This window comes from Kitasatospora sp. NPDC088160 (assembly GCF_044741445.1).
In the GTDB taxonomy this organism is placed as follows: domain Bacteria; phylum Actinomycetota; class Actinomycetes; order Streptomycetales; family Streptomycetaceae; genus Kitasatospora.
This window is the reverse complement of sequence record NZ_JBIUSS010000040.1, coordinates 18,514-40,398: the sequence shown is the minus strand read 5'-3', so window position 1 is coordinate 40,398 and position 21,885 is coordinate 18,514. Positions and strand designations below refer to the sequence as shown.

At 75.3% G+C, this 21,885-nt stretch carries 19 protein-coding genes; 9 read left to right on the top strand and 10 right to left on the bottom strand.

All coding sequences use genetic code 11. From position 1 onward, the window contains the following. The first annotated feature begins 221 nt into the window (after positions 1–221). Positions 222–1,847, top strand: a complete 1,626-nt coding sequence (locus ACIOGZ_RS39495; protein ID WP_400989497.1) for a PucR family transcriptional regulator — start codon at positions 222–224, stop codon at positions 1,845–1,847. Positions 1,848–1,931: 84 nt separating this feature from the next. On the opposite strand, the gene ACIOGZ_RS39490 is transcribed toward ACIOGZ_RS39495, so the two are convergent. Beyond that, positions 1,932–2,399, bottom strand: coding sequence for a MarR family winged helix-turn-helix transcriptional regulator (locus ACIOGZ_RS39490; protein ID WP_063350998.1), 468 nt, complete (start codon positions 2,397–2,399; stop codon positions 1,932–1,934). A 129-nt stretch (positions 2,400–2,528) separates the two neighbouring features. Between ACIOGZ_RS39490 and ACIOGZ_RS39485 the strand changes: the two genes are divergently transcribed. Next, positions 2,529–3,311: a class III extradiol ring-cleavage dioxygenase gene (locus ACIOGZ_RS39485; RefSeq protein ID WP_363631404.1), complete on the top strand. Its 783-nt coding sequence runs from the start codon at positions 2,529–2,531 to the stop codon at positions 3,309–3,311. Between the two features lie 22 nt (positions 3,312–3,333). Here the strand turns inward: ACIOGZ_RS39485 and ACIOGZ_RS39480 are convergent, their stop codons facing one another. The 3 genes from ACIOGZ_RS39480 to ACIOGZ_RS39470 form a co-directional block, all read right to left on the bottom strand. Then, positions 3,334–3,981: an NAD(P)H-binding protein gene (locus ACIOGZ_RS39480; protein ID WP_363585655.1), complete on the bottom strand. Its 648-nt coding sequence runs from the start codon at positions 3,979–3,981 to the stop codon at positions 3,334–3,336. 245 nt (positions 3,982–4,226) lie between these two features. Continuing rightward, complete coding sequence (locus ACIOGZ_RS39475; RefSeq protein ID WP_363585656.1) at positions 4,227–4,613, bottom strand: VOC family protein; 387 nt, start codon at positions 4,611–4,613, stop codon at positions 4,227–4,229. Between the two features lie 4 nt (positions 4,614–4,617). Then, the gene (locus ACIOGZ_RS39470; protein ID WP_400989495.1) at positions 4,618–5,184 is read right to left on the bottom strand and encodes a GNAT family N-acetyltransferase; all 567 of its coding nucleotides are present in this window, start codon (positions 5,182–5,184) and stop codon (positions 4,618–4,620) included. A 260-nt stretch (positions 5,185–5,444) separates the two neighbouring features. On the opposite strand from ACIOGZ_RS39470, the gene ACIOGZ_RS39465 reads away from it, so the two are divergent. Continuing rightward, positions 5,445–6,983 carry an AMP-binding protein gene (locus ACIOGZ_RS39465; RefSeq protein WP_363585658.1) on the top strand — a complete coding sequence of 513 codons (1,539 nt, stop codon included), beginning with the start codon at positions 5,445–5,447 and terminating at the stop codon, positions 6,981–6,983. 48 nt (positions 6,984–7,031) lie between these two features. Here ACIOGZ_RS39465 and ACIOGZ_RS39460 read toward each other — a convergent pair whose 3' ends face one another. Continuing rightward, positions 7,032–7,814 (bottom strand): LuxR C-terminal-related transcriptional regulator, encoded by a 783-nt coding sequence (locus ACIOGZ_RS39460; RefSeq protein ID WP_363585659.1) that lies wholly within the window; start codon positions 7,812–7,814, stop codon positions 7,032–7,034. A gap of 159 nt (positions 7,815–7,973) precedes the next feature. Between ACIOGZ_RS39460 and ACIOGZ_RS39455 the strand changes: the two genes are divergently transcribed. Beyond that, positions 7,974–8,801, top strand: a complete 828-nt coding sequence (locus tag ACIOGZ_RS39455) for a TIGR03084 family metal-binding protein (protein WP_400989493.1) — start codon at positions 7,974–7,976, stop codon at positions 8,799–8,801. A 64-nt stretch (positions 8,802–8,865) separates the two neighbouring features. Here ACIOGZ_RS39455 and ACIOGZ_RS39450 read toward each other — a convergent pair whose 3' ends face one another. The 3 genes from ACIOGZ_RS39450 to ACIOGZ_RS39440 all read right to left on the bottom strand — a co-directional run bounded on the left by ACIOGZ_RS39450 (position 8,866) and on the right by ACIOGZ_RS39440 (position 14,629). Continuing rightward, the gene (locus tag ACIOGZ_RS39450; protein ID WP_400989491.1) at positions 8,866–12,108 is read right to left on the bottom strand and encodes an error-prone DNA polymerase; all 3,243 of its coding nucleotides are present in this window, start codon (positions 12,106–12,108) and stop codon (positions 8,866–8,868) included. Between the two features lie 103 nt (positions 12,109–12,211). Further along, positions 12,212–13,906 (bottom strand): DNA polymerase Y family protein, encoded by a 1,695-nt coding sequence (locus ACIOGZ_RS39445; RefSeq protein WP_400989490.1) that lies wholly within the window; start codon positions 13,904–13,906, stop codon positions 12,212–12,214. Positions 13,907–13,909: 3 nt separating this feature from the next. Then, positions 13,910–14,629: a hypothetical protein gene (locus ACIOGZ_RS39440; RefSeq protein WP_363631415.1), complete on the bottom strand. Its 720-nt coding sequence runs from the start codon at positions 14,627–14,629 to the stop codon at positions 13,910–13,912. Between the two features lie 200 nt (positions 14,630–14,829). Between ACIOGZ_RS39440 and ACIOGZ_RS39435 the strand changes: the two genes are divergently transcribed. The 3 genes from ACIOGZ_RS39435 to ACIOGZ_RS39425 all read left to right on the top strand — a co-directional run bounded on the left by ACIOGZ_RS39435 (position 14,830) and on the right by ACIOGZ_RS39425 (position 17,218). After that, positions 14,830–15,432, top strand: a complete 603-nt coding sequence (locus tag ACIOGZ_RS39435) for a DinB family protein (RefSeq protein WP_363631416.1) — start codon at positions 14,830–14,832, stop codon at positions 15,430–15,432. A 261-nt stretch (positions 15,433–15,693) separates the two neighbouring features. Then, positions 15,694–16,803 (top strand): SUKH-4 family immunity protein, encoded by a 1,110-nt coding sequence (locus ACIOGZ_RS39430; protein ID WP_400811407.1) that lies wholly within the window; start codon positions 15,694–15,696, stop codon positions 16,801–16,803. Between the two features lie 40 nt (positions 16,804–16,843). Next, complete coding sequence (locus ACIOGZ_RS39425) at positions 16,844–17,218, top strand: hypothetical protein (RefSeq protein ID WP_159398386.1); 375 nt, start codon at positions 16,844–16,846, stop codon at positions 17,216–17,218. A gap of 3 nt (positions 17,219–17,221) precedes the next feature. Here the strand turns inward: ACIOGZ_RS39425 and ACIOGZ_RS39420 are convergent, their stop codons facing one another. Together ACIOGZ_RS39420 and ACIOGZ_RS39415 are read right to left on the bottom strand one after the other, a co-directional pair. Continuing rightward, positions 17,222–18,604: an MFS transporter gene (locus ACIOGZ_RS39420; protein WP_400989488.1), complete on the bottom strand. Its 1,383-nt coding sequence runs from the start codon at positions 18,602–18,604 to the stop codon at positions 17,222–17,224. 7 nt (positions 18,605–18,611) lie between these two features. Then, positions 18,612–19,511 (bottom strand): DMT family transporter, encoded by a 900-nt coding sequence (locus tag ACIOGZ_RS39415; RefSeq protein ID WP_400811453.1) that lies wholly within the window; start codon positions 19,509–19,511, stop codon positions 18,612–18,614. 291 nt (positions 19,512–19,802) lie between these two features. On the opposite strand from ACIOGZ_RS39415, the gene ACIOGZ_RS39410 reads away from it, so the two are divergent. Further along, on the top strand, positions 19,803–20,675 hold the full coding sequence (locus ACIOGZ_RS39410) for a LysR family transcriptional regulator (RefSeq protein ID WP_363585710.1): 873 nt from the start codon (positions 19,803–19,805) through the stop codon (positions 20,673–20,675). Between the two features lie 101 nt (positions 20,676–20,776). Further along, positions 20,777–21,826, top strand: a complete 1,050-nt coding sequence (locus tag ACIOGZ_RS39405) for a DUF2332 domain-containing protein (RefSeq protein ID WP_400989486.1) — start codon at positions 20,777–20,779, stop codon at positions 21,824–21,826. Positions 21,827–21,885: the final 59 nt, after the last annotated feature.

Here is a 21,885-nt window from a genome sequence, read left to right as displayed (position 1 = left end):
AGCCGATCGAAGCCGGCGGAAACCGCTGGAAGCAGCACCGCAATCGGGTGGACGACTGGTTCCGCACACCCGCCGAGGGGCCCACGCTGGATGATCCGACAAGAAGAATCACTGCCGCGTGACTTGCATTTACGATGCCCACGAGCACCTGAACCTTGCACTTGCGAGGCACAGCCGGGCGCGGCACACAAGGGCGAGAGCGAGAGCGAGATGAGCGAGAGATGATCGTCGGCGACCTGCTGCACCTCGACGACCTGGACATCCGCCTGGCCTGGGGCACCCCGGACCTGCTCGACCGCCCGGTCACCGGGCTCAGCTCCACCGACCTCCAGGACCCGGCCCACTACCTCCAGCCCGGCGAACTCGTTCTCACCGGCCTGGTCTGGTGGCGGCCCGCCGACGCCTCCGGCGCGCTGCGCTTCGCCACCGCCCTGCGCAGCGCGGGCGTGGCGGCGCTGCTGGCCGGCGAGGGCACCCACGGCAGCGTCCCGGACAGCCTCGCCGACGCCTGTCGCACCCACGGCATCCCGCTGCTGACGGTGCCCGCCGGAGTCAGCTTCCGCGCCGTCACCGACCGCGTCTACCTGCGGCCCTGGGGGGGCCTGCGGGTCGGCGCCCAGGACACCGCGGCAATCCCGGAGACCGTCCGGCACGAGCTGCTCGACCTGCTGCACGCGGACGCCGGGGCCGGCGAGGTGCTGGCCCACGCGGTCGGCCGGCTCGGGGTACCGGACTGCTCGATCACCACCGCCGGCGGCCGGGCCGTCGCCGCCACCGCCGCACCCGCCACCGCACCCGCACCCGCACCCGCACCCGCCAATGCCGCACCTACCACCGCCGCATCCGTCCCGCCCGCCGGGCGCGGCGACACCGGGCTGCCCGTCGGGCCCCAGGACGGCTCGCCGTTCGACGGCTGGCGGCTGCGCCCGCACCTGCGCTCGGCGGCGGCCGAACCGGTGCTCCAGTCCCTGGCCGAACTGCTCGCCCCGCTCGCCGCCCGTGCCCACGCCGACGCGAGCGCGCGGCGCCGGGCCGCCGGGCGGCTACTGGACGCGCTCGCCGGGGAGGCCGGGCTCACCGAGCCGCTCGCCGCCTGCGGGCTGGGCGGGGCCGAGTCGCTGGTGGCGGTCACCACGCGGATCGACGGCGGCCGGGCGGGCGAGGCGGGTGCCGCGCCGGGCGACGGCCCGCCCGCCGCCTGGGCGGCGCACGCACTGGCCGAGGCACTGCACCCGCTCGGCGCGCCGTACGCCGCCGGGACCGACCGCGACGGGCGGTCCGCCGCGCTGGTCGCCGCGCCGGTCGAGCAGGTCGCCGAACGGCTGCGCCGGGCCCGGCCCGCGCTGCAGAGCCGGCTGACCGGCGGGCGCACCCTGCGGGTCGGCGTCGGCCCGGCCGCCCCGCCCGCCCCCGCCGCACTGCGGGCGGCGCTGGTGCAGGCCCGCTACGTCCTGGAGGGCTCGGCCGGCCCGGTCGGCAGCGCCGCCGAACTGGACTCGCTGGACGGACTGCTGCGCGGCATCCCGCCGGAGGTGACGGCCGCCTTCCACGTCCGGCTGCTGGCCCCGCTGGCCGCCCACGACCGGGAGAACAGCGTCTCGCTGCTGGGCACCCTGGCGGTCTTCCTGGACCACGACGGCTCGTGGGCGCGGACGGCCGAGGCGCTGTGCATCCACGTCAACACCGTGCACTACCGGATCCGCCGGATCGAGGAGCTGACCGGCCGCAGCCTGGCCAGGCTGCGGGACCGGCTCGACCTGCGGACCGCCCTGCTCTGCGCCCCGCAGCCGGCCCGGGCCCGGGCCCGGGCTCAGGCTCAGGCTCCGGCTCCGGCTCCGGCTCGGTAGATCGCCGAACGGGAGCGGCAGTTGCTGCTGCGGGGAGCGGCGCGGGGGGGGGGGACCGACTGAGGGGCTCGGGGCTTCAGGAATTCAGGGTGTGTCGTCGAGGCGCAACCGGGCACTGACCTCGCCGAGGCTTTCGGCGAGCACGGCCAGCTGCTCGCGGGTGAGCACGTCGATCAGCAGCTCGCGGACCAGGGCGACGTGCCCGGGTGCGGCCTGCCGCAGCGACTCCCGCCCCTGGTCGGTGAGTTCGGCGATGACGCCGCGCACGTCGCTGGGACAGGAGCGGCGGGCGACCAGGCCCATCCGCTCCAGCTGGGTGACCTGGTAGGTGAGGCCGCTCTTGGAGGTGACCAGCTTGTCGGCGAGTTCGGTCATCCGCAGCGCGTGGGCCGGGGCCGCGGACAGGTGCACCAGGATCTCGTACTGCTGGTGCGAGAGGCCGGAGTCCTCCTTGAGCTGGCGCTCCAGTCGGCGGTTGAGCAGGTTGCTCGCGACGACGAAGCCCCGCCAGGCAGCCATCTCGTCCTGGTCCAGCCAGCGGGGTTCGTTCAGTGTGGACATGTGGTGAAGTCTACTCCTGTTGTTCAAATTCGAACGAAGGTGTACGGTCAGCGAGTAGAGGTTCAAATTTGAACTACTCTTCTGAGCCACCCGTTCCGTTCGACCCAGGAGGAGGACGCCATGAGCACCGCGGCCCCCGAGCGTATGCCCGCCCTGTACCTTTCGCACGGCGCGCCGCCGCTCGCCGACGACCCGGTCTGGCCCGGCGAACTGGCCGCCTGGTCCGCCGACCTGCCCCGGCCCAAGGCCGTCCTGATGGTCTCCGCCCACTGGGAGGAGGCACCGCTCGCCCTCGGCGCCGTCACCACCGTGCCGCTGGTGTACGACTTCTGGGGCTTCCCCGAGCACTACTACCAGGTCCAGTACGCCGCTCCCGGCGCACCGGCGCTCGCCGACCGCGTCCGCAAGCTGCTGCGCGCCCCCGGCACGCCCGTCCAGGACATCCCCGACCGCGGCCTCGACCACGGCGCGTACGTCCCGCTGGTGGAGATGTTCCCGGAGGCCGACATCCCCGTCCTCCAGATCTCCATGCCCACGCTCGACCCGCAGCGACTGCTGGAGATCGGCCGCCGGCTCGCCCCGCTGCGCGACGAGGGCGTGCTGATCGTCGGCAGCGGCTTCTTCACCCACAACCTGCGGGCGCTCAGCAACGACGGCCGGATCAGCTCGGTGATGGCCGAGTTCGACGACTGGGGCCGGCGCGCCCTGGACGCCCATGACCTGGACGCGCTGCTCGACTTCGAGCGCAAGGCCCCCGCCGGGCGGCTCGCCCACCCGCGCACCGAGCACTTCGCCCCGCTCTTCGTCACCCTCGGCGCCGGTGAGGCCGACCTCGGCAGCCAGCGCAGCGTCATCGACGGGTTCTGGATGGGGCTCGCCAAGCGGTCGATCCAGCTGGGCTGACCGGGCTCGCCGTAACCGAGAGTCACAGCGCGCAGCAGGTGAAGCGCTCGCCGATGTGCTCGGGCTGCTCGGCCTCGTCGACCAGGGCGACCGCGTAGTCCGGCACCGAGATCCGGCTGCGCCCGGCAGCATCCGTGAGCAGCTGCTCCAGGCCCGTCCGGTAGCGGCCGGTCCGCTCCCCCGGGCCGATCTCGGCGGCCGGGCTGAGCACCGTCCAGCGGACGTCGGAGACCGCCCGGTAGTAGTCCAGCGCCGCGCCGTGCGCGTGCATGATCTCCAGCACCGGCTCCGGCAGTCCCGGCGCGTCCCAGACCCGCACCCCTGGCGCGGTCTCCAGGCTGCCCGCGCCACCGACCGCGATCAGCCGGGGTGCGGCGTCGCCGAGCGAGCGCAGGCCCTCCACCAGCGACCGGGCGGCCGGCTCGATCAGCGCCAGGTGGCCCGGGCCGTCGCCGCCGCCGACCGCGCTCACCAGGACGTCCTGGCCGGCCGCCACCCGGGCCACCTGGGCCCGATCCAGGACGTCCGCGCGTTCGACGAAGGCCGCCTCACCCCGGTAGTGGTCCGGGTCGCGGACCACCGCGGTGACTTCGTGCCCGCGCGCGGCCGCCTCCGCGACGGCGGCGCTGCCGATGGTGCCGTTGGCGCCGATCACGGCGATCCTGGCCATGGGGTACCTGCCTGTCTCTCGGGTGGTGGGGTCGGGGAAAATCGCCGCGACGTGGCATCAGCCAGGTTCGATTATCGGACGGTTCCACTGCGACGGCCCGAGACATCGGCCTGTCGTGTGACGGGTGCACCGGGCGGGGCGAAACGAACGGCCGCCGGGTCCTCGTGGACTCGGCGGCCGTTCGTTCAGGCGGTGGCCCAGGCGGTGGCCCGAACGTTGGCTCAGGCGTTGGCTCAGGCGTTGGCTCAGGCGTTGCCGGTGGCGATGCGCTCGGCCTGGCTGCGCTCGACGCACAGCTCGTTGCCCTCGGGGTCGCCCAGGGTGACCCAGCCCTTGCCGTCCGGGGTGCGGTGGTCGCCGAGCACCGTCGCGCCGAGCGCGACCAGGCGCTCCACCTCCTCGTCCCGGCTGCGGTCCTGCGGCTGGAGGTCGAGGTGGACCCGGTTCTTCACCGACTTGCCGTCGGGCACCCGGATGAACAGCAGCGAGGCGCCAGCGGACTGCACCACCGCCTCCTCGTCACCCGGGTTGTCGTCCTCGGCCAGGGTGCCGTCCAGCGCCTGGGCCCAGAACTGCGCGAGGCCGTACGGGTCGGCGCAGTCGATCGTCACGTGTCGTACCAGAGATCCCATCCGGCTACTCTGACCTGCCGTGTTCGGTTCCGTCCAGCCTTTTCCTGGAGTGCCGGTGACCGTCCGACGGGAACTCCGGCGGCAAGGCCGTCAGCACCTCCTGGAAGGCGTAGCCGCTCTTCTCCTCGACCCGGCAGGAGGCCGGGTTGTCCACCTGGTGCAGCAGGTCGATCCGGACCAGGCCATCGTCGGCGAGCACGTCGAAGGCCCAGGCGGTGAGCGCCACCACCGCGCGCGGGGCCACCCCCCGGCCGCGGGCGGCGGCCGCCCTCCAGTAGCCCACCTCGGCCGCCTCCCCGCCCGGGGTGCCCCGCTTGAGCGCGACGTTGCCGAGCAGTTCGCCCGTGCCGGGCTCCAGCACCGCGAAGCTGTACCGGCGGCCCTCCGCCCGGCCCCGGTACTGCAGCCCGAGCCAGTGCGCGGCCTCCTCGGCGTTCCCCACCGGGACGCGGGTGAAGCGGCGCAGCGTCTCGTCCCGGTACGCCGCTATCAGGGCCGGTGCGTCCGCGTCCTCGAAGGGGCGCAGCAGCAGGCCCTCGGCCCTCGGGTGCGCGGTGGCGGGGGCGGTCACCGCAGTCCCCCGGCCTCGTGGAGGGTGCCCGGGTCGTCGGTCGCTCATGGTGCTTCTCCCCGTGGGTGTGTGGCCGTTCGCTGCGATCTTCCCAGCAGGAGGCCGGCCGGCCCACCGCATTGGTCGCCCGTCCGTTCGCGACGGGCTCAGCAGACGGAATCCGCCCCTTCCGCCCGACTTTCACCCTCCTTCCGCCCTTCCGCAGGTGACACCCCCGATCGGGGGTGTCCGGCGGGCGGCCGGGAGAGGACAGTGGGCGCATGCAGATTCCACTCTCCGTGATGGACTTCCTCGACCGGGCCGAGCTGGTCTACGGCGACCGGGTCGGCATCGTCGACGAGCCGGTGCAGCCGGCCGAATCCTGGGGCGAGCTGAGCTACCGCCGGGTCGCCGAACTGGCCCGGGCGCAGGCGGCCGGGCTGGACCGGCTGGGCGTCGGGCCGGGCGAGCGGGTCGCCGTCGTGTCGCACAACTCGGCCCGGCTGCTGACCTCCCTGTTCGGGGTGAGCGGGCACGGGCGGGTGCTGGTCCCGGTGAACTTCCGGCTGAAGGCCGAGGAGGTGGCGTACATCGTCGAGCAGAGCGGCGCGTCCGTCCTGCTGGTCGACCCCGAACTCGCCGACGCGCTGGACGGGGTGGCGGCCAAGCACAAGTTCGTGCTCGGCGCGGACAGCGACGCGCTGCTGCACGACTTCGACAACTCCCCCCGGCGGTACGAAATCGCCGAGAACGACACCGCCACGATCAACTACACCAGCGGAACCACCGCCCGCCCCAAGGGCGTTCAGCTCACCCACCGCAACATCTGGCTGAACGCGGTACTGATGGGCCTGCACTACGGCGTCGGCGACCGGGACGTCTACCTGCACACCCTGCCGATGTTCCACGCCAACGGCTGGGGCCTGCCGTTCGCCCTCACCGGGCTCGGCGCCCGGCACATCGTGCTGCGCAAGGTGGACGGCGCGGAGATCCTGCGCCGGGTCGAGCGGCACGGGGTGACCTTCCTCAGCGGCGCGCCCGCCGTGGTCCAGATGGTGCTGGACGCGGCCGCCGAGTGGGACGGCCCGGTGCCGGGCCGGGACCGGGTGCGGATCGTGGTGGCCGGCGCGCCGCCGCCGACCTCGGTGGTGCAGCAGGTCGAGTCCGAGCTGGGCTGGGAGTTCATGCAGCTCTACGGCCTGACCGAGACCTCCCCGGCGGTCACGGTCAACCGCTCGCGCGCCGAGTGGGACGCCCTGCCCGCCGCCGAACGGGCCGAGAAGCTGGTGCAGGCGGGCGCCCCGGCGCTCGGCACCCGGCTGCGGGTCGACGCCTCCGGCGAGGTCCTGGTGCGCTCCAACACCGTGCTGGACGGCTACTGGCAGCAGCCCGCGGCCACCGCCGACGCCCTGCGGGACGGCTGGTTCCACACCGGCGACGGCGGCGTCCTCGGCCAGGACGGCCAACTGACCATCTCGGACCGGAAGAAGGACGTCATCATCAGCGGCGGGGAGAACGTCTCCTCGATCGAGGTGGAGGACTGCCTGTACGGCCACCCGGCGGTCGCCGAGGCCGCGGTGATCGGAGTGCCGCACGAGAAGTGGGGCGAGACCGTCAAGGCGCTGGTGGTCCTCCGAGAGGGCCAGGAGGCCGTCACCGAGGCCGAGTTGATCGCGCACTGCAAGCAGCGGCTGGCCGGCTACAAGTCGCCCACCTCGGTGGAGTTCCGGGCGGCCCTGCCGCGGACCGCCACCGGGAAGCTACAGAAGTTCCGGCTGCGCGAGCCGTACTGGACGGGGCGGGATCGGCAGGTCGGCTGAGGCCCGCCACCGGCCGACCGGGTACGCCCACCGGCCGACCGGGTGCGCTCACCGGTCGACCAGGCCGGACTCGCGCGCCGCCAGGGCGAGTTCGGTGCGGTTGCGAACACCGAGCTTGTGCATCGCGGACTTCAGGTAGCCCGTCACGGTGTTGCAGGTGAGGCCCAGCCGGGCGGCGATCTCCGGGTTGGTCCGGCCGGTCGCCGCCCAGCGCAGCACCTCGTGCTCGCGCGGGGTCAACGGCCGTACGGGGGCGGCCCGTCGGGGCGGCGCGGAGCGCCAGGCGGCCGCCCCCGCCAGGGCCCGGGTCGCGGTCGCGGCCAGTTCGCCGACGGCGGCGATCCGCACGTCCCCGAACGGGACGACGGCGCGCAGCGACGCGTACACCACGCCGTACACGGTGTCGCCGTGCAGCAGCGGCACGGTGAGCATCGCGTACAGGTCCTCGGCGCTGACGGCGGCGTCGTGGTCGTGCGAGATCGTGGTGGCGGCACGGTAGTCGGGCACCCAGCTGGGCGCCCGCTCGGCCAGTGCCCGCCCGCCCAGGCCGGTGCCGGTCGGGACGGCCCGGTCGTGCAGCAGGTCGGCCCGGGTGCCGGCCCAGTGGCGCAGCACCATGCCCGCGTCGCTCCCCCGGGGCCCGGACGGCGGCTGCGGCACGCCGACCAGTCCGACGTCGGCCCCGCACTCGGCCACCACCCGCCGCGCGAGGTCGCCGAGCACGGCGTCCCGCACCAACTCGGCGGCGCGGGCGGCGAGCCCGGGATCGTCCGGGTGCGCCGGGGTGGTGAGGGTGTCCGCGGCCCCGGGGCCCGTCTTCGCCCTTGTCATCGCGAGATTGTCACACGCGGCACGGCCGCTGGCGAGAGTGCTGACGTGGGTGTTCCCCGCGTCTTCGACGGAGTGGCGGGCGCGGCGGCCGGGCCGGGCGTAGGGTGCGGCCGTGGCTTACCGGCGGGTAACGCGCCGGACCCGGAAGGAGGGAAACCGATGACGGACCCGAACACCCCGACGACGCCCGCGGCGGACGTCCTGACCGCGCTGCTGGACGACCTGCGGGCCGAGAGCGCGGTGCTGGACGCCCTGGTGGCCGGGCTGGACCCGGCCGGCTGGGCGCGCCCGACGCCCGCCGAGGGCTGGACGATCGCGCACCAGATCGCCCACCTCGCCTGGACCGACGACTGGACGGCGCTGGCCGCGCGCGACGCGGACGGCTTCGCCGCCGCGCGCGACGAGCGCTTCGGCACGCTGCCGGCCGCCGGCGTCGACCCGGTGGACGAGGGCGCGGCCGGCGGCGCGGCCGCCGCACCCGCGGACCTGCTCGCCCGCTGGCGCGCCGGCCGGGAGGAGGTGTCGGCCGCACTGGCCGCCACCCCGGCCGGCACCCGGCTGCCGTGGTTCGGCCCGCCGATGAAGCCCGCCTCGATGGCCACCGCCCGGCTGATGGAGACCTGGGCACACGGCCAGGACGTCGCCGACGCGCTCGGCGCCGCCCGCGAGCCCACCGCCCGACTGCGGCACATCGCCCACCTGGGGCTGCGCACCCTCGGCTTCGCGTTCACCCTGCACGGGCTGCCCGCCCCCGAGTCGCCCGTCCGGCTCGAACTGACCGCGCCCGACGGCGGCCTGTGGACCTTCGGGCCGGACGGCGCCACGGACCGGGTGACCGGACCGGCCCTGGACTTCTGCCTCCTGGTGACCCAGCGCCGCCACCGCGACGACCTCGCCCTCACCGCCACCGGCCCCACCGCGACCGCCTGGCTCCCCATCGCCCAGGTCTTCGCCGGCGCCCCGGGCAAGGGGCGGACGCCCGCCTGAGCCGACCGGGTCGCCATCTGCGGCGGTGCGGACGGCAGGCCTGGAGGCCACCCCCCTGCCCCGCTCAGAGTCCGATCCGCAGCGGGGTGAGCCGGGTGGCGATCAGGTTGGTGGCGCCGCGGTCGCGCTCGATGCGGCCGTGGACCAGCAGGCCGGCCCGGTCGAGGGTCGTACGGCGCTGGGACTCCCAGACCGGGCGGTTGCAGACCACGTTGATCAGGCCGGTCTCGTCCTCCAGGCTGAGGAAGAGCACCCCGCCGGCCGTCGGCGGCCGCTGCCGGTGGGTGACCAGGCCGCCGACCACCACCTCCGATCCCGGTGCCGTGTCCGGGAGTTCGGCGGCGGACAGGGCGCCGCCGCGCTCCAGGCGGGCGCGCAGGTGCTGGAGCGGGTGGCTGGTGGCGGAGGTTCCGGTGGCCCACAGGTCGGCGATGGTCTCCTCGACCGGGCTCATGCCGGGCAGCGGCGGCACCTCCGTCCCGGGGGTGGTCCCCGGGATCAGTGCGGCCGAGATACCGGCGAACGCACCGGCGGTCCACAGTGCCTGACGTCTCGTCAGCCCGAAGCAGTCGAAGGCGCCCGCCGTCGCCAGCGCCTCCAGCGCCGGCGCGGGCAGACCGGTACGGCGCGCGAAGTCCTCCAGGTCGGCGTACGGTTGACCGGCCGCGATCGCCGCGGCCTGCGGGGCGCCGATGCCGCGCACCGTCTCCAGGCCCAGCCGGATCGCCGGCTGCGGGCGGCCCGCGGTCAGCGGCGGCTCCGGCGTCGGCCCCCGGTGCGGCTCCAGGGTGGGGCGCGGCGCGCTGGCGTTGACGTCCACCCCGCGCACCCGCACGCCGTGCCGCCGGGCGTCCGCGACCAGGCTCAGCGGCGAGTAGAAGCCCATCGGCTGGTTGGCCAGCAGGGCGCAGGTGAAGGCCGCCGGGAAGTGGTACTTGAGCCAGGCGCTGGCGTACACCAGGTAGGCGAAGCTGATCGCGTGGCTCTCCGGGAAGCCGTAGTTGGAGAACGCCTCGATCTTGCCGTAGACGTCCTCGGCGACCTCCTCGGGGATGCCGCGCTCGGCCATCCCGCCGAGCAGCCGCTCGCGCAGCCGGGCGACCCGCTCGTGCGAGCGCTTGGCGCCCATCGCCTGCCGCAGCCGGTCCGCCTCGGCGGGCGTGAACCCGGCGCAGTCGATGGCGAGTTGCATCATCTGCTCCTGGAACAGCGGCACCCCGAGGGTCTTGCCGAGCGCGTTCTCCATCAACGGGTGCGGGCAGCCGGCCGGTTCGGCGCCCGCCCGGCGGCGCAGGTACGGGTGGACGGAGCCGCCCTGGATCGGGCCGGGCCGGATCAGCGCGACCTCGACCACCAGGTCGTAGAAGTGGTCCGGCTTGAGCCGGGGCAGCGTCGCCATCTGGGCCCGCGACTCGACCTGGAACACGCCGACGGTGTCCGCCCGGCGCAGCATCGCGTACACGCCCGCGTCGCCGTCCGGGATGGTGGCCAGGTCGTAGCGCAGGCCGTGGTGCTCGGCGACCAGGTCGCAGGCGTCGTGCAGCGCGGCGAGCATGCCGAGGCCGAGCAGGTCGATCTTCACCAGCCCGGCGCCGGCCGTGGACTCCTTGTCCCACTGCAGCACCGAGCGCCCGGGCATCCGGGCCCACTCGGTCGGGCAGATCTCGCCGATCGGCTCCCTGGTGAGCACCATGCCGCCCGAGTGGATGCCCAGGTGGCGCGGCAGGCCGTGGAGTTGGCCGGCGAGCGAGAGCACGTCGGCGGGGATCACGGCGTCCGCGCCGGGCGCGGAGCGGAAGTCGGTCTGCCGGCTGAACGCGTCCACCTGGCCCTGCGGGTAGCCGAGCACCCTGGCCGCGTCGCGGATCGCCAGCCGGGGCCGGTAGGTGATCACGTTGGCGACCTGCGCGGCGTGCTCGCGGCCGTAGCGGCGGTAGACGTACTGGATGACCTCCTCGCGGCGGCGGTTCTCGATGTCCAGGTCGATGTCGGGCGGGCCGTCCCGGGCGATGGACAGGAAGCGTTCGAACAGCAGTTTGTAGTGGACCGGGTCGACGGCGGTGATCCCCAGGGCGTAGCAGACCGCCGAGTTGGCGGCCGAGCCGCGGCCCTGGCACCAGATGTCCTGGCTCCGGCAGAAGTCGACGATGTCGTGCACGATCAGGAAGTAGCCGGCCAGGTCGAGGTCCTCGATGACGTCCAGTTCCAGGGCCAGCTGGCGTCGGGCGGCGGCGTTGCCGGGCCCGAAGCGGACCGGGCCGTCGGCGGCGACCAGGGCGCGCAGGTGGCTGATCTCGCTCTCGCCCTCCGGGACGGGGAAGCCCGGGAGCTCCGGGTCCAGCCCGGTGAAGTCGAAGGCGCAGGAACGGCCGAGTTCGGCGGTGGCCCGCCGCACCCCCGGGAAGCGGGCCAGCCGGGCGGCCATCTCCCGGCCGGAGCGCAGGTGCGCGGTGCCCGCGGCCCGCGTCCAGCCGACCGCGTCCTGGAGGGTGCGGCGCCCGCGCAGCGCGGCCAGGCTCTGTGCCAGCCGGCCCTGGGCCGGGCCGGCGTGGTGGGCGTTGGTGGAGGCGACCACCGGGAGGCCCTGCTCGGCGGCGAGCGCGGCGAGGGCGTCATTGCGCCGGTCGTCGCCGGGAAGCCACTGGTCGATCAGCTCCACGTGGACGTTGTCGCGACCGAACGCCTCGGTCAGGGTGCGGAGTTGGTGCCCGGCCGTGCCGTCATCGAGTTTTGCCGGGACGCGGCCGAGGCGGCAGCCGGTGAGCACCGCCCAGTGCCCGTCGTGCGCCCCGGCCAGTGCCGCGAGGTCGTACGCCGGGCGGCCCTTCGCGCCGCCGGCCAGCTGGGCGGCGGCGATCGCGGCGGACAGTCGGCGGTAGCCGGCCGGGTCTCGGGCCAGGACCAGCAAGTGTTCCACCTCTGCGCCGTTGTGACGGATCGTCAGTTCGGCGCCGAACGCGGTGGCCACGCCCGTCCCCCGGGCCGCCTCGGCCAGCCGGACCGCGCCGTACAGGCCGTCGTGGTCGGTGATCGCCAGCGTCTCCACGCCCAGCCGGGCCGCCTCGGCGACCAGGTCCTCCGGGTCGCTGGCGCCGTCCAGGAAGCTGAAGGCGGAGTGGACGTGCAGTTCGGCCCAGGGCTCGCCGCCGTCGCCGGGGGCTCCGGGGGCGGGGGCTCCGGGGACTCCGGGGGCGGGCTCCTCCTGGGCGGGGCGGCGCAGGGGGACGACCGTACGGTCCGGCACGGCGCCGGTCAGGCGGCGGTGCAGCTCGCTCCAGGGGAGGGTGGGGTGGCTGGTGAAGCCCATCGGGGGTCGCCTTCGTTCTCGCGGTTCGTCACCTCTCCCCCCTCGGATCCCCCTCGGATCCCCCTCGGATCCCCCTCGGATCCCCCCCTCGGGCCGGCGGCCGTCAGTCGTAGCCGGCCTCCAGGTACCACGCGCCCCCCTCCACCGTGAGCAGCAGCGCCCGGCCACCGCCCAGCACGACCTGGAACCGGGCCCGGCGGCGGGCGAGCGACTGGTCCCACCAGTACTCGACCGCCGGCCAGGGGCCGGTCCAGCCGTCCACCCGCTCCTGTCGCCCCTGTCCCCCACGGCCCGGCCGTCCACCCTGGAACACCACCAGGGCCGGCCGGGCCGACACCCCCGCCCGGCCGTCCACCGTGACCGGCAGCCCGGCCTCGTCCAGCACCCGCACCGGCACCGGTTCCCGCAGCACCACCGCCGGCCACACGTCCGGCAGCCGCCCGGGCCAGGGCGCGCCGGCCGGCCCCGCCGCCTCGTACGGTTCGCCCCACGGCACCTTGACCGCCTGCTCGCCCGGACCGCGCCCGCCGGCCGGCTCGATCCGGCGCAGCCCGGCGTGTCCGAGCACCGCCTGCACCCGGGCCACCGCGCGCTCCACCCGGTCGTCCGCGACCGCCTGGCCCCACAGCGCCAACTGCCGGCCCTGGTCCGGGGAGAGGCCGTCGGGGGCCAGCCGGAGCAGGGCGAACCCGGCGTCGGGCGCCTCCCCGGACGCGGCGAACGTGCCCGCGCCCTGCCAGGCCTGGAGCTGCCAGCGGACCCGCTCGGCCAGCGCCGTCGCCGACAGCCCGCCCTCGTGCCGCCACAGCCGCGAGGCCGTCCGCCCGTCCGCGCAGGCCACCTCGACGGCCACCCGGCGGCAGGTCAGCCCGGCCCCGGCCAGCCGCTGGTGCAGCTGCTCGGCCAGTGTGCGGGCGACGAACACCAGCGGCTCCGCCAGCGGCTCGGGCGGGTCGAAGCGCTGCTCGACGGCGAGGTCCGGCTCCTGGTCGCGCGGCACCAGCGGACGCGGCTGCAAGCCCCGGGCCAGCCGGTGCGCCACCGCCCCGGCCGGGCCGAAGCGGTCCACGACCGCCTCGGGCGGCAGCGCGGCGAACGCCCCGACGGTCGGCAGGCCGAGCCGCCCCAGCACCTCCGCCAGCGCCTCGTCGCCGAGCACGCCCACCGGGTACGGCGCGAGGAACTCCGCCGTCCGCCCGGCCGGCACCAGCACTCCGGCGCGGGCGGCGAGCACGGCGGCGAACAGGCCGTCGGCGACCCCGACCTGGGCGGGCGGGGGCGGGGGGTGCTCGGTCCCGGTGGGGGCGGGGGGCGTGGCGGCAGGGGTGGCGGGGGGTGTGGTGGCGGGGGTGGCGTCCGTACCGGGCACGGAGACCGCGCCGGGGGCGGCGTCCGGGACCGGCTCCCGCGCCAGCGCGTCCGCCACCGCCGTCCGGACCTTGGCCGCCAACGCCTCCTCACCGCCGAAGTAGCGGCCCGGCCCCTTCACCGGGATCGCGCACAGGCCCGGGCGGACCACCTCCACCCGGGGCGTGAACGCCTCCACCGCCGCGACCGCCGGCTCGAAGCGGCCGGCCTCCGCCTCCGGGTCGCGGTCGCGCAGCTCCAGCGCCGGGCAGAGCCGCTTGGCCAGCTTGAGCCGCTGCCCCTGCCGCACCCCGGCCGCCCGGGCACCCGCCGAGCAGGCGAGGATCCGCCCGCCCTCGGTCACCGCCACCGGGTCGTCGCCGGTGACGGCCGCCACCGGCCAGTCCGGGCACCAGACCACCAGCACCCGCGGTGTCCTGTCGTCCGCCATCGCTCACACCACCGCTACCCGTTCGAGCGGCTGCTCGACGGCCCCGGGCCGCCCCGGAACGGGGCGCTCCAGGACGGGGCGCTCCAGGGGCGGCCGGTCCAGGACCGGTCTGTCCGGGACCGCCCGTACCGCGCCGTGCTCGTCCGGCAGCCAGAGCCGGGCGGTCCGCCCGCGCACCGCCGAACCGCGCCCCTCGGCCACCACCTCCACCTGCCGCCCGGCGAGCTGCCCGTAACCGTCCCCCAGCCCGAACCAGCGCCCGGACCGGACCCCGAGCCGCAGGGCCGCCCCCGGCCACGGCCCGGCCACCAGCAGCACGCAGCCGCTGCGCCGCAGCACCGCCGCCAGCCGGGTGGCCAGCTTCGGCGGCACCGGGCCGTCCGGGCGCAGCATGACCAGTTCGACCGCGCCGGCCAGCACCGACACCACCTCGGCCCAGTGCGGCCCCGGGTCGTCCGCGACCAGCAGCCGCCGCAGGTCCAGCCCGTACCCCTCGGCCGCGGCCAGCCCCAGGTCCGGCAGCCCGACGGCCGCCGCCCAGCCGCCCTCGGTCTCCTTCACCCCGGCTGCCAGCGCCAGCAGCAGCCCGGTGTCCCCGCCCGCCACCGACACCGCCGTCCCCCGCCGCAGCCCGCCGTCCGGCAGCACCTCCCGCAGCGCCGGCACCACCGGCACCACGCCCCGCCCGGCCCGCCCTTCCGCCGGCACGGCGGCCGACGCCACCGGCCGGAGCGTCGGTCGCTCGGCGATGGAATCGAAAACAGGTTCGAAAACGGACACAACCCCAGGATCGAACATTCGTTCGCAAAGATTCAAGTCCACACCCTCCCCGCCCCACCCGTCACACTCCGTAGTTCCCCTTGCCGGCCCCTGGGTGCGCGGAATTCGGTGGACAGGTCCGACGCGATCAACAGACTGATGCCATGACGGCAACCGATCCCAAGACCGATCCCAGGACCGACCTCCGGATCTATCTCCAGGACGCCCGCGACGTCCTGCTGTGGAAGCTCGACGGCCTCTCCGAATACGACCTCCGGCGCCCGCTGACCCCGACCGGGACCAATCTGCTGGGGCTGGTCAAACACGTCACCGGGGCCGAGGCGATGTACTTCGGCGACACCTTCGGGCGGCCGTTCCCCGAACCGACGCCGCTGTGGTTCACCGGCGACGCCGAGCCGAACGCCGACCTGTGGGCGCGGGCGGACGAGACCACGGAGGAGATCACCGGACGCTACCGCCGGGTCTGGGCGCACACCGACGCCACTATCGAGGCGCTGCCGCTGGACGCGATCGGCCGGATACCGTTCGGCCGGCGGGCCGAGCAGACCTTGCACCGGGTCCTCGTCCACATGATCGCCGAGACCCACCGCCACGCCGGCCACGCCGACCTCCTCCGCGAACTCGTCGACGGCACCACCGGCCAGCGCCCGGACGGGATCAACACCGCCCCCGGCGACGCGGCCTGGTGGCAGGCCCACCACGCCCGCGTGGAGCGGGCCGCCCAGGAGGCCGGCGGGCTCGTCTGACCCGCCCCGTACGGCGCCCGGGTGGGGTGGGGGGCGGATCCGGGAAACCGGCTCGCCCTGGTCCGCCCTGGTCCGCCCTGGTCCGCCCTGGTCCAGCTGGAGCCCTGCGGCGGCTTGCGGCGGCTTGCCGGCTCTGGTGTCGGATGGGGCGGCTAGGGTCTGGGGGTCAAGGGTCGGGGCGGTGGAGGGCGGGGGGACGTGGGGGGCATGGGGGACGCGGGGTGTGCGCGGGTGGCGGCGGACGGGTTGCCGAGTGGGGTGGTGCATCCGGGGAGCCGGGAGTTCCTGATCCGGGAGGGGCTGCCGCTCTCGGGGGCGTTCCTGGACTTCGGGGTGCTCGGCGGCGGGGCGTTGGCGGCACTGCCGGAGACGGAGCGGCTGTTCGTCCTGGGCGAGACGGAGTACTGCGCGCCGTTCGCCGCGGCCGGCGGCCTGGTGCTGCTCGACGGAACGACCGGCGAGGTGTTCCTCGGCGAACCCGGCCCGAGGCGGGACCTGCTGGCCTCCGGTCTGCCCGCGCTGGCCGGGCTGGTGCGGGAGGTGGAGGCGGTCGCCGAGTCGGCCCGGCGGGCGGACGCGCTGGACGGGCGGCGCGGCCCCGCGGTGGTCGCCGAGGTGACGGCCGGGGCCGAACGGCGGATGCGGGAGATCGACCCCGGGCTGTTCGGGCGGTCCGCGACGCCGCCCGCACACTGGGGCACGGCGCTGCTCGTGCGAGCACTGGGCTGGGGCGCGCTGCCGGGCGGTCCGGGCGGTCCGGCGTACGAGGTCGGCCCGGAGCTGGTGGCGGAGCTCGCCGCGCTGACGGGCGAGGAGGGCGGTGCGGGCCTGGTGCACCGCTACCGGGCGCAGGAACTGCCCGCCGGGCTGGTGCACGAGCCGACCCGGCGGCTGCTGACCGAGATCGGACTGCCGCTGGGCGGGGCGATGTTCGGGGTCTGCGAGGAACCGCTGGTCACGATGGCGGAGGCGTACCCGGAGTACTTCGACGGCGAGGAGGAGCGCCCGTACCAGCGGGAGTTCCTGGCCCTCGGGGACTGGCCGACGGATCTGACGATCGCCCTGGACGGTGTCACCGGCCGCCTGGAGCTGCCGGACTGGTACGACGACGGCCAGCCGGAGGCCTACCTCAACCGCGACCTGTCCGCCCTGCTGTACGCGCTGTGGACGTACGAGCGGCTGCGCGCCGAGTGGGAGCGCTGGGACTGCGGGCGGGCCCGGGACACCTGGGCGGTGTTCGACCCGCAGTCGCTGCTGAGCACCGTGGTGGACCGGCTCGTCGAGGCCGTCGACCCGGAGGCGTTCGCCTCGCCAGGGTGCTCGTGGCGGCTGCTCGCCGAGGACGCGCACATGGGCGGCCTGCTCGGGTGATCACGGGGCGCCCCGGCTGGGGCGCCGGTACGCTGCCCCGGTGACGAACATCCGTACGGCGACCGGGCGACGGCGGGCGGTGCTACTCACCTTCGGCGCCGTCCTGTCCCTCGCGGCGGCGGGCTCGCTGTACGGGCTGCTGTACGTGCGGTCACTGGACTTCGGCGAGCGCTGCGAGCAGGGCCTGGTACCCGGCGGCGGACGGCTGCTGGAGACGGGCGCGTCCTGGCTGCCGCCGGACGCGTGGTGCCGGTTCGAGGACGGGAGCATGTCCACCACGCCGTTCTGGGCGCTGCTGCTGTTCTACGCCCTGCTGACCCTGGTCGTCTGGTCGGTGACCGCGCTGCTGCGGATCCACCGCCCGCGCCCGCACCTGGGGCTGGACTGGCAGCCGGGGCACGGGCCGGGCTGGTAGGTCTCAGGCATGTCGGGGCTGCGCGGGGAGCTGGGTGGGAGTCTGCGCGGGGACGGGGCCTTCGGAGGCTTCGGCTTCGGCTTCGGCTTCGGGGAGCCGGCGGCGGGTGCGGATCGGGGAGAGGAAGACCGGCAGGAAGGCCACCGCGAGGACGGCTCCGCCGCACCAGAGGGTGGCCCGCAGGCCGACGAGTTCGCCGAGCAGCCCGGACAGCGCGGAGCCGATCGCGAGCGCTCCGGTGAGCAGGAAGCGGAAGGTGGCGTTCATCCGGCCGAGGAGCGCGTCCGGGGTCATCCGCTGGCGCAGGCTCACCCCGAGGACGTTGTCCATCCCGGTCTTGAGCGAGACCAGCAGCCAGCCCGCCCCCGCCGCGAACAGCCAGGGGCCGTGCCCGATCAGCGGCACCAGCAGCCCGGCGGGCGCCACGCAGACGCCGGCCAGGCCGAGCGTACGTCCGTAGCCGAGTCGGGCGGCGATCGGGCGGGCGCAGCGCGAGCCGAGCAGGATGCCGACCCCGCCGACCGCCCAGAACAGGCCCAACGCCCCGGCGGAAAGGCCCAGTTCCCGCACGAACAGCACCGGGAGCAGCGTGTTGACGAGTTGGAAGCCCAGGTTGGTGAGGGCCGCGGTGAGGGCGAGCGCGCGCAGTTCCCGGTTGCCGAGGACGTGCCGCAGCCCCTCGGCGATCTGCGCTCCGAGCCCGCCGCCCTCGCCCCTGCCCTTGCCCTTGCCCTTGCCCCTGTCGGCGTCCCCGTCCCCGCCCTCGCCCCTGCCCCTGCCCCTGTCGGCGATCGGTTCGGAGGCGGGGGTGCGGCGCAGCCCGATCAGGCGAAGCGCCGAGCCGAGGTGGCTGAGCGCGGTCGCGACGATCGCGAACGGCGCGGTGAGCAGTTGGACCAGCAGGCCGCCCGCGCCGCGCCCGGCGACGTTGCCGACCGCCATCAGGCCGACGACGGCGGCGTTCGCCTGCACCAGGTGCCCGCGACCGACCAACCGGGGCAGCACGCTCTGCGAGCCGACGTCGAAGAAGACCGTCGCGCAGCCGGTGAGCAGCGCGACCGTGTACAGCTGCCAGAGGGTGAGCCCGCCCAGCCACCAGGCGAGCGGGATGGAGGCGTACAGCGCGGCCTTCACCAGGTCGGCGACGATCAGCACGCGGCGGTGGCGCATCCGGTCCACCCAGGCGCCGGCGGGCAGGCCGATGAGCAGGAAGGCGAGGGTGCTCAGGGTGGCGAGGACGCCGACCTGCCCCGGGCCCGCGTCGAGCGCCTCGACGGCGATCAGCGGGACGGCGACGTAGCCGACGTTGGTGCCGAGTTGAGCGAGGGCGGTCGCGGTGAAGAGGGTGCGGAAGTCGGCGGTTCGCCAGAGGGAGTGGGGGTGCATGGTCCGTTCAGTCGCGTGAAGCGGTGGGGGTCGACACGAGGGCGGGGGCCTGGGCCCTGTGATGTTTCGTCAGGAAAACACCGGCGAGTACGACGATCATTCCGGCAACGGTCCGGATCGTCAGCTCCTCGCCGAGGACGAGCGCGCCGAGCGCGGTGGAGACCACCGGCAGCAGATAGCCGACGGTGGCCGCACTGGTGGGGCCCTCCGTGGCGATGAGGCGGTAGTTGAGGTGGAACGTGAGCCCGGTGCAGGCGACGCCGAGGACGGCGACGGCGACGAGTCCGAGCGGATCGGCGCCCGCAACCGGGTCGAGCGAGCCGCCGACCGGCAGCGCGAGCGTGCTCAGCCCGGCCGCGGCGGTGAGCTGGGCGGCGGAGAGGGCCAACGGGGCCGCTCCCGTGCCGGTGAGGGCACGGGCCATGTAGGCGAAGGCGATGGCGTAGCTGGCCGCCGCACCGAGCAGGGCGAGTGCGGGCAGGGCGGGGAGGCCACCGCCGTCCCGCCACGGGGAGAAGATCAGCAGCACGCCCGCGAAGCCGAGCACCAGACCACCCGACCGCAGCGGGCCGCGGGCGCGTTCGGTGCCGAGGGCGAGACCGACCAGCAGGGACCAGAGCGGGGTGGTCGCGTGCAGCACCCCGGCCAGGCCGGAACCGACGCCGCGCTCGCCGTACGCGGTCAGGAGGAACGGCAGCGCGTTGCAGAGCAGCGCCGCCAGCGTGAGCCGGCGCCAGACGGCGGCACCGCGCGGCAGGCGCTGCCGGGCGGAACGGGCGAGCAGCAGCAGGACGGCGGCGCCGAGGACCGAGCGGAGCACGGTGATCTGCACGGGGGTGAGCCCGTGCTGGAGCGCGAGCCGGATCCAGAGGAAGCCCGAACCCCAGAACAGGGCGAGAACGGCCATCCGCAGCACGGGCGGTGCTCCTTCTGTCGAGGTGACGGTGTCGGGTGTGTCGATGTCGGGTGTCGGGGGGCGCGTGTCGGGGGGCGGGTGTCAGGGGGCGGGTGTCAGGGGGCGGGTGTCAGGGGGCGGGTGTCAGGGGGCGGGTGTCAGGGGGCGGGTGTCAGGGGGCGGGTGTCAGGGGGTGTCGGGGCGTTCGACGACGGTCCCGCGACGGGATCCGGTAGCACAAGCGAAATGTTCTTCACCACCTTTAAGCTGAGCTACATGAATGAGGTGCTCGACGTCCGACGGATGCAGGTCCTGCGGGCCGTGGTCGACCACGGCTCGGTGAGCGCGGCGGCCGGCGCGCTCGGCTACACCCCGTCCGCCGTCAGCCAGCAGGTGGCGGCGCTGGAGCGGGAGACCGGGACGGCCCTGCTGGAACGCGTCGGGCGCGGCGTGCGGCCGACCGCCGCCGGACTGCTGCTCGCCGGGCACGCCGCCGTCATCGAGCGGCAGGTCGCGGAGGCCGGCGCGGCGCTGGCCGACCTGCGGGCCGGGCGCAGCGGCAGCCTCACCGTGCGCTACTTCGCCACGGCCGGCGCCGCGTTGGTGGCCCCGGCGGTGGCCGCGTTCCGCCGGACGCACCCGGGCGTACGGCTCGACCTCGGCATGACCGACCCGGAGGACCCGCTCACCGAGGTGCTGGACGGCCGGGCCGACCTCGCGGTGGTGGTCCGGTCCGACGGCGCCGCGCACCCGGGCCTGCGGCTGGTCCACCTGCGCGACGACCCGTACCGGGCGGTGCTGCCCAAGGGCCACCGGCTCGCCGCGAAACGCGTCCTGGACCTCGCCGAGCTCGCGGACGAGCCCTGGGTGGGGGCCGAGCCGCCCGGCCCGTGCCGGGAGGTCGTCCGGGGGGCCTGCGACGCGGCCGGGTTCGGGCCGTCCGTCGCAGTGGACAGCGCCGACTACGCGACGGCGCAGGGCTTCGTCGCGGCCGGACTGGGCGTCGCCCTGGTCCCCGCCCTCGGGCTCGCCCAGCGCCACCCGGGCGTCACCGTGCGCCGGCTCCGCGGCCCGGAGCCGGTCCGTGCGCTGCACGCCGCAGTGCGCGAGGGCGCCTGGGGACAGCCGGCGCTCGGCGCGCTGGTGTCCGCGCTGCGGGCGGCGGCGCAGCCGTAGGACCACCGGCCCGACCGGAAAGGCACGGACAAGGCTGTGCCAATTCGTTGAAGAGAGCTGAAGAGAGCTGAAGAGAGTCGAAGAGAAAGGAAGTACGGGACGTGGACAGTGCTATCGGGGACCTCTACCGGGCCTTCGCGGAGCGGGAGGCGCGCGGCAACTCGGCGAGCTACCAGGGCCTCGCCGAACGCGCCGCCGGGGACGATGAGTTGTGCGCCCTGCTGGACGGGCTGCCGGCCGCGAAGCGGCAGCCGAACCTGCTGTTCGGCTCGGTCCGCCACCTCGGCGGACCGGTGACGGCCGGCTATCCGGCCTTCCGCACCTGGGTGTCGGCGCACTGGGACGAGGTTGCGGCGACGATGCTGCGACGGCGGACGCAGACCAACGAGGCCGGCCGGTGCGCCACCCTGCTGCCGCTGCTGGCGGCGCTGCCGCAGCCCCTCGCGCTGATCGAGGTGGGGGCCTCGGCGGGGCTCTGCCTCTACCCGGACCGGTATCGGTACCGATACACGGTTGAGGTGGGCGAAGTAGGCGGAGCGGGCGAAGCGGGTGAAGCAGGCGGCCCGGCGATCGAGTTCGGCGCCCAGGAGAGCCCGGTGACGCTGGAGTGCGCGGTGCGCGGGCCGGTACCGCTGTCGGCGTCGTTGCGGGAGCGGCTGCCCGAGGTGGTGTGGCGCGCCGGGATCGACCTCAACCCGCTGGACGTCCGGGACGAGGAGGACATGCGCTGGCTGGAGTCGCTGGTCTGGCCCGAGCAGGCCCACCGGCTGGAGCGGCTGCGCGGCGCCGTCCAGGTCGCCCGGGCCGAGCCGCCGCACCTGGTGCGCGGCGACCTCAACGCGACGGTGAGGGAGTTGGTGGCACAGGTGCCCGCCGGTGCCACGCCGGTGGTGTTCCACAGCGCGGTGCTCGCCTACCTGTCCCCGGAGGCGCGGGAGGAGTTCGCGGTGACCATGCGCGGCCTGCCCGGGCACTGGATCTCCAACGAGGCCGTCTCGGTGCTGCCGACCGTCGAGCGACGTCTCCCCCACCCCGCGCCCGTCGGATCCGGGCTGTTCGCGCTCGCCCTGGACGAGCGGCCGGTGGCCTTCACCGGACCGCACGGGCAGTCCCTCGACTGGTTCCAGCCCCGGGACGGTCTCGGGGCTTGAAGCTGCCGCAGCGTCAGCTTCTACCGTCGTGACCAGGGCCGGAGGAACCGGCCCTGGTC